Origin of the sequence: Mesorhizobium sp. M0227, from assembly GCF_040321855.1 — a bacterium.
GTDB lineage: Bacteria > Pseudomonadota > Alphaproteobacteria > Rhizobiales > Rhizobiaceae > Mesorhizobium.
Genome location: NZ_JAMYSJ010000011.1, coordinates 136633 through 152913, shown reverse-complemented (window position 1 = coordinate 152913; position 16281 = coordinate 136633). Strand labels below are relative to the sequence as shown.

12 protein-coding genes and 1 pseudogene are annotated in these 16281 nt (G+C 58.3%); 6 read left to right on the top strand and 7 right to left on the bottom strand.

What is annotated here, in order from left to right; genetic code table 11:
- Positions 1-7: 7 nt before the first annotated feature.
- A complete protein-coding gene (locus tag NKJ00_RS17660; protein WP_023809558.1) occupies positions 8-1423 on the bottom strand; it encodes an adenylate/guanylate cyclase domain-containing protein in 1416 nt (471 codons plus the stop codon).
- Positions 1424-1612: 189 nt separating this feature from the next.
- Here NKJ00_RS17660 and NKJ00_RS17655 point away from each other — a divergent pair, with 189 nt between their 5' ends.
- From NKJ00_RS17655 to NKJ00_RS17645, 3 genes are all read left to right on the top strand, one after another.
- Entirely contained in the window at positions 1613-2452 is an 840-nt protein-coding gene (locus NKJ00_RS17655) for a hypothetical protein (RefSeq protein WP_023809559.1), read from the top strand.
- A 74-nt stretch (positions 2453-2526) separates the two neighbouring features.
- Positions 2527-3051, top strand: coding sequence for a GNAT family N-acetyltransferase (locus NKJ00_RS17650; RefSeq protein WP_352630582.1), 525 nt, complete (start codon positions 2527-2529; stop codon positions 3049-3051).
- On the top strand, positions 3051-4430 hold the full coding sequence (locus NKJ00_RS17645) for a hypothetical protein (protein WP_031212620.1): 1380 nt from the start codon (positions 3051-3053) through the stop codon (positions 4428-4430). Before NKJ00_RS17650 ends, NKJ00_RS17645 begins: the two co-directional genes overlap by 1 nt.
- Positions 4431-4736: 306 nt before the next feature.
- Here the strand turns inward: NKJ00_RS17645 and NKJ00_RS17640 are convergent, their stop codons facing one another.
- From NKJ00_RS17640 to NKJ00_RS17625, 4 genes are read right to left on the bottom strand one after another with little or no spacing between them, the layout of a single operon-like run.
- Entirely contained in the window at positions 4737-5807 is a 1071-nt protein-coding gene (locus tag NKJ00_RS17640) for an adenylate/guanylate cyclase domain-containing protein (RefSeq protein WP_023809563.1), read from the bottom strand.
- 3 nt (positions 5808-5810) lie between these two features.
- Positions 5811-6305, bottom strand: coding sequence for a Rab family GTPase (locus NKJ00_RS17635; protein WP_023809564.1), 495 nt, complete (start codon positions 6303-6305; stop codon positions 5811-5813).
- Positions 6306-6318: 13 nt separating this feature from the next.
- Entirely contained in the window at positions 6319-8997 is a 2679-nt protein-coding gene (locus NKJ00_RS17630; RefSeq protein ID WP_352442500.1) for an OmpA family protein, read from the bottom strand.
- A 7-nt stretch (positions 8998-9004) separates the two neighbouring features.
- Complete coding sequence (locus NKJ00_RS17625; protein ID WP_031212622.1) at positions 9005-9679, bottom strand: coiled-coil domain-containing protein; 675 nt, start codon at positions 9677-9679, stop codon at positions 9005-9007.
- A gap of 902 nt (positions 9680-10581) precedes the next feature.
- On the opposite strand from NKJ00_RS17625, the gene NKJ00_RS17620 reads away from it, so the two are divergent.
- Both NKJ00_RS17620 and NKJ00_RS17615 read left to right on the top strand, forming a co-directional pair.
- Positions 10582-13488: a glycosyltransferase gene (locus tag NKJ00_RS17620; RefSeq protein WP_352630580.1), complete on the top strand. Its 2907-nt coding sequence runs from the start codon at positions 10582-10584 to the stop codon at positions 13486-13488.
- A gap of 158 nt (positions 13489-13646) precedes the next feature.
- Positions 13647-13814, top strand: a pseudogene (locus NKJ00_RS17615) (IS1595 family transposase); the annotation flags it as partial.
- A gap of 93 nt (positions 13815-13907) precedes the next feature.
- Here NKJ00_RS17615 and NKJ00_RS17610 read toward each other — a convergent pair.
- Together NKJ00_RS17610 and NKJ00_RS17605 are read right to left on the bottom strand one after the other, a co-directional pair.
- Positions 13908-14990 (bottom strand): RelA/SpoT domain-containing protein, encoded by a 1083-nt coding sequence (locus NKJ00_RS17610; RefSeq protein WP_352630578.1) that lies wholly within the window; start codon positions 14988-14990, stop codon positions 13908-13910.
- Positions 14991-15398: 408 nt separating this feature from the next.
- Positions 15399-15779 carry a type 2 periplasmic-binding domain-containing protein gene (locus NKJ00_RS17605; RefSeq protein ID WP_206638033.1) on the bottom strand — a complete coding sequence of 127 codons (381 nt, stop codon included), beginning with the start codon at positions 15777-15779 and terminating at the stop codon, positions 15399-15401.
- An 11-nt stretch (positions 15780-15790) separates the two neighbouring features.
- On the opposite strand from NKJ00_RS17605, the gene NKJ00_RS17600 reads away from it, so the two are divergent.
- Positions 15791-16267 (top strand): UvrD-helicase domain-containing protein, encoded by a 477-nt coding sequence (locus NKJ00_RS17600; protein WP_348629834.1) that lies wholly within the window; start codon positions 15791-15793, stop codon positions 16265-16267.
- Positions 16268-16281 lie beyond the last annotated feature (14 nt).

Genomic DNA, 16281 nt, shown 5'->3' with positions numbered 1-16281 from the left:
CAATTGCTCAGGGGATTGTATACACCGCTATCTCCCGCTCGATGCCGCGCAGCGAGACTTCGTGAAGCACGGGCGTCAGAGCGTTCCTGCGCAACAGATCGGCGGTGAGATTGTCGTCGACCACTGCACGGGTGGCGAAGATAGCCTGTGCGTTGGCCAGGTTCTGGACCCGTGAAGCAATGTTGACCGTCTGGCCGAAATAGTCCTGTCGCTCGTTCATGGACACGGCGATGCAGGGGCCGGCATGGACACCGATCTTGAGCAGCAGATCCTCGCGCCCGCTTCTGTCATTGAGCGCACGCATGGCATCACGCATCCTGAGGGCCGCAGCCATCGCGCGATCAGGCGTCGCGAATGTCGCCATCACCGCATCACCGATGGTCTTCACCACCGCGCCTGCCTCCGCCGCGACGATCTCGTGCAGAACCTGGAAATGCACGTGCACGAGATCGAAGGCTGAAAGGTCGCCCACCCGCTCGTAAAGCGCGGTCGATCCGCGCAGGTCGGTGAACAGGAAGGTGAGGCTGGTGATCTTCAGGCGCTGGTTGATGTCGAGCGTATCCGTACGATAGAGGTCGCGGAACGTCTGGTTGGTGAGCAGGCGCTTGGCGGTCAGAAAAGGCCGGCGTTTGCCCAGGAGATTATGCAATGCCTCGCCGGCGATGAAGACTGCCGGCAGCACGCGGGTGTCGGTCCTGTTTTCCAGCGAAATACGCAGCGGACCGGGTAGCATTTCCAGTGTCTGGTTCTGGACATGGTCGCGGTCGAAAGCCAAAGACAGGCTTCGCCGCTCTTTTGTTGGTTTGCCCTTCGCGTCGATGAACTGCGCTGAATGGGTGACCGGCTCGAAGACGATGATGAATTCGGGCGGAAGCTGTATAAGCAGGACGGCCTTTTCACCCGGCGCCAGCTCGATATCCTCCAGCGAGAACGCTCCTATGTTTTTCGCCAGATCCTCTTCCGGCAGATCGACGCCGGATCCCCAGTAAATCTGGCGAAAATATTCCACCAACGGCAGTTCGTGTGGATTGTGGGCGGCAATCCTGCGCACGCGAGGGCTGACGGTGAATGTCACCTCGACCATCTCATCAAGGGTCGGCGAATAGCCTTCGGAGCATAGCGCGCAGGTGTATTCGTCCTTCTGCAGGGTTTTCAGCGTAGCGTTGGTGTCGAGCACGCCGCCACAGCCGGGGCACAGAACATTCCATGAAATGTCGAAGATGCCCACCCGCGCCGCATGGAGGAAGGCGCTTATGGCGCGTTCCTCGTCGAGGCCATGCTTGCTGGCGAAAGCCGGCACATTGATGCGGCAAAGTTCATAATCCTTGCCTTCCGCGATGGTCCGCCGGATCGCGTCGATTGCCTGGAGATCGACATCGGTTGATTGCCGCAAAAGCGAGAACAGATCCTGAATTTCGGTCATCGTGCAGGCTCCGGAAAATGCGCCCCCTAGGTGGTTCACCGGAACCGGTCTTTGTTCCGAGCGCTCCATCTTACTTCGAAACGGATCGTACGGCCATTCGAATGGCAAAGCCCGCGCGACGGTTCAATTTCCGTCGGGATTTTCACCGATCGCAAGCGGCACTATGGTGAGTCCATGGGGTATTCATCTTTGGGACTTTCTCCCGCGCCGACACCCGGCAACCCGCCATTTCCCGCGGCCCTGCGGCTTTTCTCGGCGGGGGTCATCATCGTCCTGATCGTCGGCGCCGGCCTGTTTTTCGCGCCTGCGCTGGTCAAGCCGCGCTGGCCCTGGGCCGTCACGCCGTTCAATGCCCGCTTCCTCGGCGGCTTCTACACCGCCGAAATGGTCGTGATGGCGGCGCTGCTGGTCTGGAACCGCTGGTCGCCAGGCAGGCTCGTGCTTGTCATGGCCTTCATCTTCACCGTCATCGTGTCGGCGGCTTCGTTCTTCAGTCTCGGCTATTTCAACTTCGAGCGCAAAGCGCCCTGGCTCTGGTTCTTGGTCTATCTTGCTTCGGTCGCGGTATCCGGATCGTTCCTTTGGCGGGCCAGGGGCCGTCCTTCCGCAAAGGGCGTGACCTTAAACTCTGCATGGCGCGGCTACATGTCGATGGAAATGGTGATCCTCGGGCTCTATGGCGTCGGTCTGTTGCTGTTTCCCCTGACATTCGGCGGCTTCTGGCCGTGGCCGATCGACGCCTTCCACGCTCAGGTCTACAGCGCCATCTTCCTCGCCGGAGCGGGCGGCACATATCTCGTCAGGAAAAGCGCGCCGCGCGAAGAGCTGCTGGTGCTCGGTCTGGCGCAGTTTCTGGTCGGCTTGTTTGCCATCCTTGGCCTTGTCATCACCGAGGCCGCAGTGCACCGGATCGACTGGACGGCGACGGGAACATTGTGCTGGCTCGCCCTTTTCGGCTGGATCGGAATCAGCGGCATCTTCAAACTCTACGCCGTCTCCTGGTACTTCAGCGCGCAATCGGCATCATAGGATGATGAGATGGCTGGATTTTCAGATGATGTCCGGTGCATCGTGCCGGGCCCATTGCCTTTGCCGGGAAAGCCATGACCAGCACGACCTCGCCATTCGCAAAGAAAATCCAGCCGCAACTCCGGGCCATTCGGCCAAGCGATGCGGAGGCGCTTTGCGCCATCTTCAACATGCCGGGCTTCCGCTGGGGCACGCTCAGGATGCCATTCGAGATGGTGGAGCAGGTAGAACGGCGTATCGCCAAGTCCGGCCAGGAAACCACCTGGATCGTTGCCGAGCTGGACGGCAAGGTCGTCGGCCATGGCAGCCTGGTCGTGCAGGGTTCGCCGCGCCGTTCGCACATCGGCGAGATCAATATCGGCCTTGACGATGGCTTTGTCGGCAAGGGTATCGGCTCTGCCATACTTGGCGCGCTGCTTGACGTGGCCGACAACTGGCGCGCCCTGAAGCGAGTCGAATTGACCGTCTATGCCGACAATGAACCGGCCATCCGCCTCTACACAAGCCACGGCTTCGAGGTCGAAGGCCGGCATGTGAAGGCCGGCTTTACCGAAGGGCGGTATCACGACCTTCTGAGCATGGCCCGGCTGCGGTTCTGATGACCACGGACTTTGATCCGACCCTTAAGGCTCCGGTGGATGTTCTGGCAGTGCTATCACTGCTCTGCCCGGAAGTCGTGCGTGACATCGAGCAGAACTGGAATGCACCGGTTTCCGAATACGCCCGCCATCTGTGGCGGCCGGTGGCAAGGCCTGCATCGAGTCCGGCGATCGCTGCCCGTTCGATCCTGCTTGATATACTGCATCAGCGCCTTGATTTGATCATGCAGCCTGAAGAGGTCGGCAAGGCCCTTGAAGAATTCGACCACAGACCGGTGATTCAGTCCGGCCTCCACTGCCTGCTTCTGATGGACCGGATCACCTTCGATGCCCTCCTGTTTGCCTGGCTCGGCGCGGTCGAAAACGGGCTGTCGGCCTTCGTCGGCTTCATGGGAACGACGATGACCATGGAGACAATTGGCCGGGAGGGGCCGGGATGGCTCGATGTCGGCGACGACAAGGTCAACTTGTTTGGCATGGGGCGCCACAAACTATGCCGCAAAAGCGCCTGCGCGGCCGGCCCGGTCACCCTCAACAAGCGGGCGCTCGAAGCGGTGGGCGACGAAACGGATGCCAGCCGCTGGCTGGGCACACTGCTCGCCAGCCAGGACAAGGTGTTTGGAACCGCCGCCGATGCACTGACAGAACTCAACGAGGATCTGGTCGCCGATTGGGATCGTTCCGGCATGGCTCGGCCGGTGTTCATCGATGACCGGCTCGCGGCTTCCGTCGTGGCGCGGCATCTGGACCATGACAGCAGCCTTCTTTCCAAGCTGCTCCTTGAGCCCGCAAGGCGTCAGCGTCTCGAACGTACCCTGCAAGAGACCGAATCGAGCCCATTTGGCAGATTCCTGCCCAATGCCACGGCCTATTTCTGGGGCATTCGCGAGGAGCGCGTGCGCAAGCTCGTCCTCGAGAACGGGCACCTGATCGAGCCTGAAAGGCCGAATGGTCTTTCCATCCCGTTCGAGCGGGCGCATCTCAAGCAGGCGCTGCTGGACGGCGTGCTGCTGCCGAACTTGTTCCTGACGTTCCTCGTTCTTGCCATATTGCCGCGCGTGCGGGTCGTGGGCGGCCTGAGGCAGATCGGTTATGTAGCGCTTTTCCATTCGATCCTGCTGGCCGCGCTGGATGAAACCGCGCCGGAAGAGCGCGGTCTGGCTGCCGAGTTGCAGGTTCGGGAAAATGCCTGGGGCACCCGGGTCATCGATGAAAAAATGTCGGTCCGCGAACAGGTTGCCGGCCTGCCGGCAGGGAGGCTGTTTCCTGACCTGCTCGGGCACTACCGTTCGCACACCTTTGCCGAGACGACCGACGACCTGAAACTGGTTCGTGAAAACGCCCGATGGCGCAAGATAGGCCGAGCCTTTGGCGTCTGATCCGGGCCGCATGCCCTCATTTGTCATTGCACTATTCCGGCCTTGCGGAGCCCGTCGACCGTGAGTTCGATATCGGCAGGGTTCCTTGTAAGGCAAGACTTTGCGACGGTATTCCAGCGAATAGTCAGGATTGACGCGAGCAGTTCCTGCCATGCCGCCACGCGTGGGGAAAACGGCCCAGGTGGCCGTAACTGTCGTTGCGAGCCAGCCCCAAGTCGCCCAATGAGGGTCACTAGTTGGGTCAAATCTTTGCGTTGATCATTTGCGGCTTGAGATGCAGTGCGCTCCAGGATCGTCAACCGGAAATCAGGCTGGGAGCCGCCACATTCGTACACGACCTGCACCACGCAATTCCGTTTCCTCAAGTGGGTCGCAAGCAAATTTTGGCCCAAGCAGTTGGCGCGTTGCATCGGAGATACGGATTTCACCGGGCTCCGCGGACGTTTGAATACGTGAGGCGAGATTAACGGTCTCGCCCCATAGGTCATAGGCGAACCGCCTTTTGCCTATGACGCCAGCGACGATCGGTCCCGAGTGAATTCCAATTCTCAGCCTTATCGGTTCTCCTGCGAAGAGTTCGCGCTTGACCGCCTTGCGCAGTTCAACTGCATAGTGCGTGAGGGCTCGTGCATGATCGGATCGCGCGGTGGGCAGGCCAGCGACCACCATGACACAATCGCCGATAGTCTTGATCTTTTCGCAGCCGTGTCGTTCCGAGAGCCTATCCGCCGCCTTGAAGAAGTAATTCAAGATAGCGAGCGTAGTCACCGCTCCGACGCTGCGCGCTCTTTCGGTAAAACCGACGATGTCGGCAAAAAGCACACTCACCTCCGCGTGGTTGTCGGCAATTTTCTTTTGCGCTTTCAACCGCTCCGCGATCGACGCCGGAAGAATGTTGAGGAGCAGGGATTCCGCGCGCTGGTATTCACGCGACAATCCCTCCTGACTCTTCCTCAACGCCTCATTGGCCGAATGTAACTTCTCGTTGAGTTGGCGCTCCCTCTCTTGCAGAAGAGTCATTTCATAAGCCTTCTGTTGAAGCCGCTGCTTGTTGTCGCGTTCGGCAGTGGCATCAAGAAAGAGCAGCCACACGCAGTCATCATCAGCAAAAAGATGAAGGTCCGCGACACGCCCGCTGGGCAGTTCGACCATAGGCATATGAAATGGAAGCTCCGGGCAAGGCAGCAAACCTTCCATGAATTCAAGCTGGTCGGCTACAGGCTTACCGATGCGAAGGCATGAGAGCCCGTAATGTTCAACGTTACCGCCCTTCGCCGCTGTCCGCAGCTGGGCGTCAATTTTCACATACGCAATAGCACGCTCGTTGTAGAAGAAATCGTAAATCCAGCTTCCGACCTCTCTTGGCAATCTTTGCATGGTCTATTTGGTGACCATCGAAGCGAGTTTAAGAAACGCATCATCGACATGCTCACCCGAGAGCGCACTTGTCAGATAGACTTGCCATCCGCGTTGCCTCAGTTCGTCAATTTCTCTATCTGGTATTACCCACCGATCGGCCAGATCTGATTTGTTGAAAAGCAGTACGAACGGCATAGCACCGAATTCAGCCTCGACCCGCTCGCGCAGCGTGAGTGCAGCGGTAAGGGTAGCGGCGCGGGTTCCATCGACGACAAGCACGAGGCCTGTCGCACCTCGCACATGGCTGACGCGGAATGAGCCGATATCATCTTCGCCGGCCAAATCCCATAAAATCAGATCCACTGTTTTGTCCGGGAGTGCGACACTCTTTTTGTCGATTTTCACTCCCACCGTGGTCAAGTAGGTCTCTGAAAAGATGCTTTTCACAAACCTGCGAACCAGGCTCGTCTTTCCAACAGAGAACCCGCCCAACATACAGATCTTTTTTTGCAACATCTTGGGCTCCGACCTAGTCCAAGTTTACCGTAACGGAAACCCGGCGATTGGTGGAGCTACCAGCCTGACTATTTTCAGGCACCGCCGGTTCAAAGGTGCCCGCGCCCCGAACCAGCAGCAGTTCCGGGGCGACGCCGCGCTTGTTGAGAAGCGCACGAACTGTCTCGGCACGGGCGGCGCTGATCGACGCGTTGGCCGTCTCACGGCCCGTGGTGTCCGAATGGCCGGTCAACATGAACCGCGCAGTTACGCCTGACTTGCGGGCATTTTGGGCGAATTCCTTTATTTGATCCGCCAATCTGTCGAGAACCGGCGTCTGCTCTGGTCCCGGCACAACTTTGCCGGAAGAGAAGAAAATGTCGGTCGTCTGGATAGACTCTCTCAAATGATTGAGCTCTGCAAGGTCCAGCTCACGCAGTTGCGAGACATCCAGAACCACTCCGTCCGCCGAAAGTTGTTCAGCGGCGGCCTGCGCCCGGTCGATCCAGGCGGCAGGAGCCTCGCCCACGACAACGATGCGACCCTGGATGATCGAAAGTCGGACCGATTTCGGCGGCGTCAGCGACGCCGTCAGCCGCTTCACCACAAACTTCGGATCAAGGCTCTGGTAGAATTGCCACTGTGAATGAACGCGGGCAGGATCGACCTCCGTTCCGGACAGCAGAGCTTGCGGGTCGGCGGCAAGCGGGTCTCGCAGGCCGGAAATATAGAAATGTCCACCCCTGGTCGATTGTTGGGCGACGACAATTCCCGGTTGGGCCTCAAGTCGCGACACATAATACTGCCAGTGCTCCGCCGCGCGTGCTTCGGGGCTCACATCACGAACCTTGGAAATGTCGAATTCCGGTCCACCTGCCGAAAGCTGTCGGGCCGCTGCGCGCGCCCGATCTATCCAGGTGTCGGGAGCCTCGCCCTCGGCAATGATGCGATTATTGACGATCGAAAGTCGTACTGTATCCGGTGGATACAGCGACGCCGTCAGCCGTTTCAACACGAACTCCGGCTCAAGGCTCTGATAAAATTGCCATTGTGAATGAACCCGGGCGGGATCGACCTGCGTTCCAGACAACAGCGACTGCGGGTCGTCGGCAAGCGGGTCTCTCAGGCCGGCAATATAGAATCGGCCATCGCGTATTTTTTGTTGTGCAACGATGATGCCCGGCTGGGCCTCCAGTCGCGACACGTAGGCCTGCCAGCGCTTCGCCTCGAGTACTTCGGGGCTTACGTCACGAACCTTGGAGATGTCGAATTCCGGTCCGCCTGCCGAAAGCTGTCGGGCCGCTGCACGCGCCCGATCTATCCAGGTGTCGGGAGCCTCACCCTCGGCAACGATGCGCTCATTGTCGATTGATAGTCGTACTGAATCCGGCGGAGCCAGCGACGCCTTCAGCCGCTTCAGCACGAACTCCGGTTGAAGGCTCTGATAGAATTGCCACTGCGAATGAACCCGGGCGGGATCGACCTGCGTTCCAGACAACAGCGACTGTGGGTCGGCGGCAAGCGGGTCTCTTAGGCCGGCAATATAGAATTGGCCGTCGCGCGCCTGTTGTTCGGCAACGATGATGCCCGGCTGGGCCTCCAGTCGCGACACGTAGGCCTGCCAGCGCGACACATAAGCCTGCCAGCGCTGCCCGGATTGCCAGGAAAGAAAGAACCAACCGCCTGCCAGAATCAAAAACAGCAGGGCCACGGCGGCCACCAGCCACGGAAATCCCTCGTTTGATTCCTCCTGCTTCTGCTCCACGCAGGTCCGCAATTGCGCCTCTACCCCGGCCAACTGCGAACTGTCGCCGTCAAACTCTACTAAAGCCTGTGAGCATTCCTCATGGATGCGAAGCAATACATCGCGAACTATTTCATGCAATTCCTCTGGCGGATTTCCCCGGATCACCGAAACCAGGGTCGCAAACGGTCCAACTTCCGACCAGAGACGAAGGTCGCCAAAACGGATAGTGTCCAGGCCGCTCTGCTCTCTCTCGTTGAATGAATCTTTCACAAAATCTTGAATTGCACTAAGCATCGACGAAATCAGCTGGGGATCTTCGCTCGTCGCATTGTCGGCAGCTACATGCGCTATCAAAAGCCCGGAATTACGATTAATGAGAAAGGCATGCTCTACACGATAGATAAGAGAATGCTTTAGGACAACTTCCGAGAAGCTCGCACCTGTCCTCCAAGCTTCAAATCTCCACTTGAGCCCATGCCAGGTAAATATATGTCTTAAAGTTTCATTCAGTGACTGAAATGTCTGGTCGATCTTTTCCCCGATCGACTTGCGGATTGCCGGCAGAAACACCGGGTATAATATATCCGTCAGCGTGCGCGGGCTCTTCTGGATTGACCGTTGCACAGCCCGTTCGACAGCTGGCGCAAGCGCCTCGCCGAGCTGCGCATGAGTCGCTCGCGCGACCGCAATGGGAAGAACATCGCCCACCGCTGCCGCAAGCTGCTCGGGTTCGTCCAGCAGATGCGTAACTCGTGAAAGCTCCGAAATTTCGCGGCTGACCAGCAACTGGCGCAGCGTTTCCATGCGAGGATCGGCGGTTGGAACTCCGTCGAAACGCGCACGATAGTCCGGATCAACGTTCCGGGCAATTTCGACCAAAAGACGAGCCAGAGCCTCGCGATCAATTTCTGTATCGTTCGAGGCTGTTCTTTGTGGAAGACTGATTGGGTCGACGGTTGACGTCAAGGTCCCATCAACTCACTTTCCAGCTACGATCCGAGTTGCCCTTGCTGCCGACGGGATCCTGATTCAGACATTTCGCAACCTCTACAAACAGGCCAGCCAAAAGATTTCGGTCGGTCTTAACGTTGCTGAGATCGGCAAACATTTTCTCTATCAGCATCTGAACGCCTTCATTCTTCTGCTTAATTTCCTCACGCAACAAATGATCGTTTCGATTTATCCGGTCCGAAACGTCCCGCTCAAGCGCGCTCAATTGATCCGACAACGCACGCACCTGCTTTTCAAGTGCCTGGTTTTGCTCGCGAAGATTCCGGTCAATCTCCTTGTCGGCATCGGCTCGTGAGTCTTTTTCGTTCCGCAATTGCGCCGCGAGCGAATCGATCTGCTTCTTTGCATTTGACTCGTACATCTCAAGATTGCGCTTGGCTTCGGATTCGACATCCTTGAAGCGCTGCAACACCCGTTCTTCAAGCTTGGAAAAACGGCGGTCATAGTCCTGCATCTGGTTGCCGAACAGCAGATCGCGTATCTTGTCGACACCTACGGCGTCGCCGGCGCCCCCGTTTTCGCGAACCTGGGCCGCCATGAAGTTCAGCCCGCTTCCGTCTGCATTACCGATCAAATTTGCGTCCGCCTTGTTTGCGGAGGAAACGGCACTCGAAGTACTCGAAGATTCCTTGGCCATCCTTATACCCCTCTATTTGAACCACCTGCCACAGTGCAGAGACCCATAAACAGGTGAAGATGCCAGCAAAATCCGCGACCTGCAAGCCGGAATCTTCTTGGCGCAAGCCAATTTGCGTGCTCTTTTTACACGTCTTGGACCGGCCGAAAAAGCACCAGTACCGCTAGGTGTTGCTCTCGCCCCTCTCTGTGATAGCAACCATAGCCGTTTAATCTAATTGGTTATCGAGCGAAATCTACTATGAAGCCGAGTGATACAATGGCATTATGTATATCTATTTAGACAGATGTAAGTAATGAGTTTTCATTAGAAATTGCTAAAATAGCTGTTCCAGCGGGCAGCATATTGGCTCTCGCTCCGCTATATACTGCCACCATCAGCTTCCGGCGCGAGCTCAACAGTAGAAGGAGAATCTTCTTTTCACACGCGGAATCGCCGATCAAGAATGCAGCCCGGAATCGAGGTGTTTCGGTCGATAGGAGAGAGCAATAGGTCCCAATAGCTGGCAGTCATTCAACCAAAGCTTCAGTGGGCTTGCATTGTTGCGTCGTCGATTGCAAAGGACGGCAGTTTGCCATAGCCAGGCCAGGGACCGCAGCTTGTGGTCATGGCGCCGAGTTCAGGGATCGACATGAGTATGCGGCATGCTTGGCTTTGACGTGCATCTGCGACAGCCGGCGTCCGATCTCGGCGGCACGGATGAAATGCTGCGCCAGGCTTCTAACGTCGCTAGCAGGACAGGAGCAAGCTCGCACTGCAGCCAAATGGCGGCGCGACGGCTCGGAAGAGTTCACGGGAGACTGTTTGGATGCAGCATCCTCGGTGACCGTTTCCTTTGGCGGGAAATCGCCGGCTATGTCTCGGGGCTCTTGTACCTTCGAACCAGGCTTGGGTAAGACGGCATGGCGCATAATCCATTGGTTTCAATCGTGGTTCCTGCGCACAACGCAGAGGTGACGCTGGCGCGCGCACTCGATTGCCTTCTCGATCAGGAAATCGTGGATTGGGAGGCGATCATCGTCGACGACGCCTCCACGGACCGCACCCCCGCGATCATTGCCAGTTATGTGGGACAAGATTCCCGATTTCGGACGTTGAATTCTTGCGCCCGTGGCCCCGCCGGCGCGCGCAATAGCGGGATTTCGACGGCGCGCGGCCACTGGCTCATGTTTCTGGATGCGCACGATTGGGTAGACGCCAGCTTCCTCGCGAAAATGCTAGCCGCACTGGAGGCTGCGCCCGATTCAGTGGCCGCCTATTGCGGCTCCCAATGCGTGATGCCCGATGGCGAACTTATCTGGTTGAGCATCTCGTCAGAGGTTGCGATCCAGCCCTTTGAAACATTTGCCCGCCGGTGTGCCATCGCCACCCACGCGCTGCTGCTCGACCGGGAGACAATCGTCGAGTTGGGCGGTTTCGATGTGTCGCTGCGTACATGCGAGGACTGGGATCTGTGGCAGCGCCTCGCCCGTCTCGGCAGAAATTGGGTAATGGTCGACGAGCCGCTCGCCTTCTACCGGGCTAGCCCCAACTCGCTCACCCGCAATTCATCTCAGATGCTGGCCGACGCGGAAATCGTCATCGCCCGTGGCTTCTCTGCCGACTCCAGAGTCAAACACCCGGTGACTATCCACGCCAACGGAGCGAACTCGGCGGATGGCCGCACCGCTTCCGAAGCACTCGCGTGGTTCGCATTTTGGAACGCCGCGTCGGATTGCGGCGGCGGCTCGGGCTCGATCAACCCGCAGTCCCTGCGCGCGCTTCCGGCCGGACGCAAGTGGGCGAGTGAGATCGCCAAGGTAGCCATCAACGGCCTTGCGGTGGGAAGCCTGTCTGTGCCGGCGCAACTGGCTGCCAGGTGGGGAAGGTTCGGCCGCGCCATCACCGAGTTGATTACCGAACTCAGCAAGGTCTGGGACAATCCCGCAGCGGCTCGCCGCATCCAGTATCAGCTTGAGCAAATGCTTCTCGACGCCGACGATCTTGGCGCGCCGCGCAGGCTGGCGCGAACACTTGGAATCCGCGTCGACGCTCGAAATCCGACCTCGACCGAACTGCCGGAAGGAATCGACCAAATCTATGCCTACCTGATGATGGATGGCCACATCGAGGCCGTCGTACAATTCGGCGTGCTCGGGACAGTGACAAGGGATCATTGGATTGAACTGATCCGGAATTTCGCACCGCAAAAGGAGGCTGGCGCCAACACTCCGAACACGCTTCCAGCCCGGGCATTGTCAGGCACAGCCGAACGCGAGCCTGATCCCGACAGCCATTTCGGCAAACTCGCGAGATTGGCTGCGCAAGCGCGGGAGTTGGTCCGGTCGAGCGCCGAACCTGCGGAGCCTTCTGCCGCGCCGCGCCGTGCACGGCCCAGGCACGACGAGAATCGCACGTTGTTCTGGAATGGCTATTTCACGACCGAGGATCCCTGGAACTACGGTTCGTCCTATGAGCAGGAAAAATATGAGCGGCAACTCGAGATTCTGCCTGCGGGTCCCATCGGACGGGCACTTGAGCTCGCCTGCGCGGAGGGCCACTTCACGCGGCAGCTGGCGCCGCGAGTGGGCCATCTGACCGCAACCGACATCTCCGCCATAGCCGTGGGACGGGCCCGCGCGCGATGCAGCGATCAGCCGAACGTCGAATTCGGCGTACTGGATTTCTCCGCAGACACGCTGCCGGGTGAAATGGATCTGATCTTCTGTTCGGAAGTGCTCTACTATCTGGATGATCTCGCCGAGTTGCGGCGCATTGCCAAAAAATTCGCAGAGGCGTTGGCGCCTGGCGGCAGTTTCATCAGCGCCCACGCATTCGTGCTGCGTGACAATGTTGAAAGGACGGGCTTCGACTGGAACACATTCGGGGCACAAGCGATCTCAGAGGCGCTCGCAGCGACCGAAGGTCTCGTCCTCGAGCAGTCGATCCAGACCGAGCTCTATCGCATAGACCGCTTCCGCCGCCTGTCACCGCACGATGTAGTGACGGAACCGAGGATTGATCATGCGCCGATCCGCGCGCCCATCGGACTCGGGGTCGCCCGAAATATCGTCTGGGGCGGGGCGCGGGCCTTGCGCCGCGACGTCGCGCGCAGCGAGCGGCGGCCACGTATCCCTGTCCTCATGTACCACAGCGTCGCCGAAGAAGGTCCGGCTGCCCTCGCCCGTTTTCGGCTAACGCCCGCCGCATTCGCCAGCCAGATGGCATGGCTGCGCGCCAATGGCTTTCACGCGATCACGTCCGAGCAACTGGAACGGTCCATCGCCAACCGTCAGCCTTTCGCTGGCCGCCCAGTGCTCATCACCTTCGATGACGGCTTCCAGAATTTTGCCGACCAAGCCTGGCCAACCTTGCGCGCGAACGACCTGACCGCGGAAGTGTTCCTGGTGACTGACCTGGTGGGTGAAAGCGCGCAGTGGGATGCCGAAAACGGTCCGCCGACGCAGCTTATGGATGCCGGGACGGTGCGGCGGCTCGCCGCCGAAGGTGCGTTCTTCGGAAGCCATCTCGCGACGCATCGCGCGATCGATGGTCTGTCGAGCTCTGACTTGGCCGCCGAACTGCTGCGCTCTCGTATGTTCATCGAACGTTGGACCGGTCGGCCAACCTCGGCGTTCGCGGCACCCTTCTCTGTCACCGACCGACGGCTCGGCAGACTGGCCAAGGAGTCCGGCTATCGGATCGGCTTCGGCAGCAGACACGGGCCGGCGGACCTTAATTGCGATCCCATCGATCTTCCACGCATCGAGATTCGCGGGGATCGCTCGCTCGACGACTTTGTCGCCACCGTCGAGGCCATGCTCGATTAAACGGTGAACTTTGTCACGGTCATCGGTCCCGCTCACGTGCGCAAGATCGACGAAACGCTCCGCACTCGCCAGACTGCTGCGATCGCCCGATGTCACCCCGAGATCGGAATGACCTGCCCCGGCGGCTGAGTAAACACTGCCAAAATACCCGGCGCATCAGCATCTTCAAGCGCGGCATGCGTGGCACCTATCAGCCTTGCGCAAAAAAGCATCTGCACCGCGACCTCTCCGAATATGACTTCCGCCATAATTCACGCGTAGCCCCTGGCATGAACGACGATGCACGGGCCGGTCGCAGCCTCGATGGTATCGTCGGCAAGCGCCTCGCCTCGGGTTACTTCACACGGAAGCGAGCGACGGCGCTTAAGCCGAACCATAATAGGGCCTTTCGTAGGGTTCGGAGCTACCACCTGTGCAGGCTAACTGTATTCGATAGCCGCTTTTCCCGTGCAGATGGATTTCAGATTACGAGCAAATAAGTAAACGTCTCCGAAGTAATTCGGATACATTTCCACAAGCTTTTCTTTCTTATCTACCTCGACCAAGACAGCCTTCACCTCACTGCCCCTTAGCTCGATTTTTTGCTCGGTCTCTTTCAGTTTTCGCGCACCTAATATAAGCGCCCAGAACGGCTCGATGGACAATTTATGATCTTTTCCATATTGAAGCAAATAGTATCGAGTTTTGGCTGCTTTATGTACGAAGTTTTCTGGGCAGTGAGTAGTATTATTGATTTTTTCTAGTATGCCGATCGCATCTATACGCTTGTTGAGATCCCGCAATTCTCGAACCCGGTCATTGTGATCCGGAACACTTACATGAACGGGGCACTGCTCAACGTGCGCGAATTCCGCCGACATAAGCTGGAAAAGGCGAAGCCAATCCTGGTCGCCCTCTCCGTGCTTCAAATCCTGGCCCCGGAATAGCCCGACAGCCTCAACCGCAGTTGCCCATGAGTGCTGAAGCTTGGTACGAACTTGCAACTCGATGCGTCGTCCGTCGAAAGCCTCGGTGTCGGCATCTCTGGGTCGGTATTTGAAAACAATATGGTGACTTCGATACCCGTCCGGCTTCGGCTCATCGATATAGTTAAACTCCCTAGAGTGGATCTCATGGGGGAACTTGTCTCGCATCGATGCGAGAAGCGAGCGAACACCTTTGATATCGGCCATGATCGCTCGGCAACCGCCGATGTCGTTCATGGTGTCCAAATTGGTGGTGGACTCTCGAAGCTTCCGACGAATGGATGCCATGCGCTTCGGCCGGGATGCCATGTCGCCCTCCAGTCGCAGGGCTCTTATGTGATGACCGACAGAGAACCGAACGCTGCGCATCGGCAGAAAGTGCGAGTCGCGCCAGCTATTGGCGATTGAGAAGATTTCGAGTGCGTCCACATACTGGCCGACAGTGATGTCTCGTCCGAACTGAATAGGTTTTGCCAGCCGGTCGCCTGCCTTGCGAACGGCTTTCATGCTGTAGGCAAGGCGCGGGTACTCAGTCATTGGAGCCAAGAAATCAAGATAGCCCGCCTCATTCTGGACTGGCCGGACTATCGCAGGGGAATCAGATCCCAAGAGTCATATCCGTTTGGGTAAGCGAAGTACCATAGCGCGCGACATCGGATCTCCGCGAGCGATCGTCTCGGCCGTATCTGCCTAGATCGCGCCCCTGGACATGACGCGGACGTAGATGCCGTCACGGTCAGCCAGCTTATAGTTCTTTTCAGTGCTTTAAGGGCGACGCCGACAACATAGCAATTGCCTCCTGAAAGATACCTCAGGACAATTGAAGGCTTCATGGCAGGAAATTGCCTTTTCTCCATCGCATTGGGCATTAAAAAGCACCACCGTGAGCCTTATTGCTCTGATGGTGGTACCTAGAAATCCGGGTGGGCGATATGCGAAGGTTCATCAAAGCCAATCGACGTTTGAGTGGGCCTGAATCATTCCCACTCGATTGTTCATGTCGGCGACGATCAGCGTCGGTGGCGGCAGTTCATCGAGGATTGGTCTTCGAACGATCTCCTCCCCATCGGCGGTGGCGCGACCGATAGGCCGCATGTTGAGGACGGCCATGCCGAAGCCGGATGCGACGGCCGAGCGCACCGTTTCGTAAGAGCGCGTGCGAAAGCGCACCTCCGGCCGTTTCGCCAGCTCCTCGATCGGCTCTCGAACGCGTGAGGACGATGCTGGGAAATCTTCCTGAATGATCCGTGCGGAACATTGGAAACCTTCGGACGGGTTCGTTCTGGAGCCCAATGCCCTAGAGGCAGCAACAGAGACCGAAGCCAACCTAGCGCTCACTGCCGGACCGGGAGCCGGCAAGACGGAGATGCTCGCAACGCGCCGACTTTCTCCTGCGGACGCGAAGCTGCAGATACCCAAAGCGTATCCTTGCGATCTCCTTCAAGGTCGATGCCAGCACGAACCTCAAGGCGCGCGTAAGGCGCCGGTGCGGCCACCAGCTTGGGGAACGCTTCGACAGCTTCACATTCCATCGCTTCGTGCTCCGCATAATCCAGCAGTTCCGCCTCGCGCTCACCGGGCAGGACGTACTGGCTGCGGACTTCTCCGTCGGGCCGGCTCGCATCCAGGGCCAGTCGATTACATTCAGGGACATGATCCCTCTTGCGAAGACGATCGTCGAGGGCAGCGTGATCGCGCGGAACGCGCTGAGGAAACATACAGCCAGGTATTCTTGGACGAGTTCCAGGACTGCACCGATCTCCAGTACGGCCTCATTAAGGCCTGTTTCCTTGGAACCGGCGCGCAACTCGTAGGGGATGTCATGGAA

Coding starts and splice junctions, on each gene's coding strand:
- NKJ00_RS17660 (WP_023809558.1), bottom strand. CDS start 1,423: ATGACCGAAATTCAGGATCTGTTCTCGCTTTTGCGGCAATCAACCGAT.
- NKJ00_RS17650 (WP_352630582.1), top strand. CDS start 2,527: ATGACCAGCACGACCTCGCCATTCGCAAAGAAAATCCAGCCGCAACTC.
- NKJ00_RS17645 (WP_031212620.1), top strand. CDS start 3,051: ATGACCACGGACTTTGATCCGACCCTTAAGGCTCCGGTGGATGTTCTG.
- NKJ00_RS17640 (WP_023809563.1), bottom strand. CDS start 5,807: ATGCAAAGATTGCCAAGAGAGGTCGGAAGCTGGATTTACGATTTCTTC.
- NKJ00_RS17635 (WP_023809564.1), bottom strand. CDS start 6,305: ATGTTGCAAAAAAAGATCTGTATGTTGGGCGGGTTCTCTGTTGGAAAG.
- NKJ00_RS17625 (WP_031212622.1), bottom strand. CDS start 9,679: ATGGCCAAGGAATCTTCGAGTACTTCGAGTGCCGTTTCCTCCGCAAAC.
- NKJ00_RS17620 (WP_352630580.1), top strand. CDS start 10,582: ATGGCGCATAATCCATTGGTTTCAATCGTGGTTCCTGCGCACAACGCA.
- NKJ00_RS17610 (WP_352630578.1), bottom strand. CDS start 14,990: ATGACTGAGTACCCGCGCCTTGCCTACAGCATGAAAGCCGTTCGCAAG.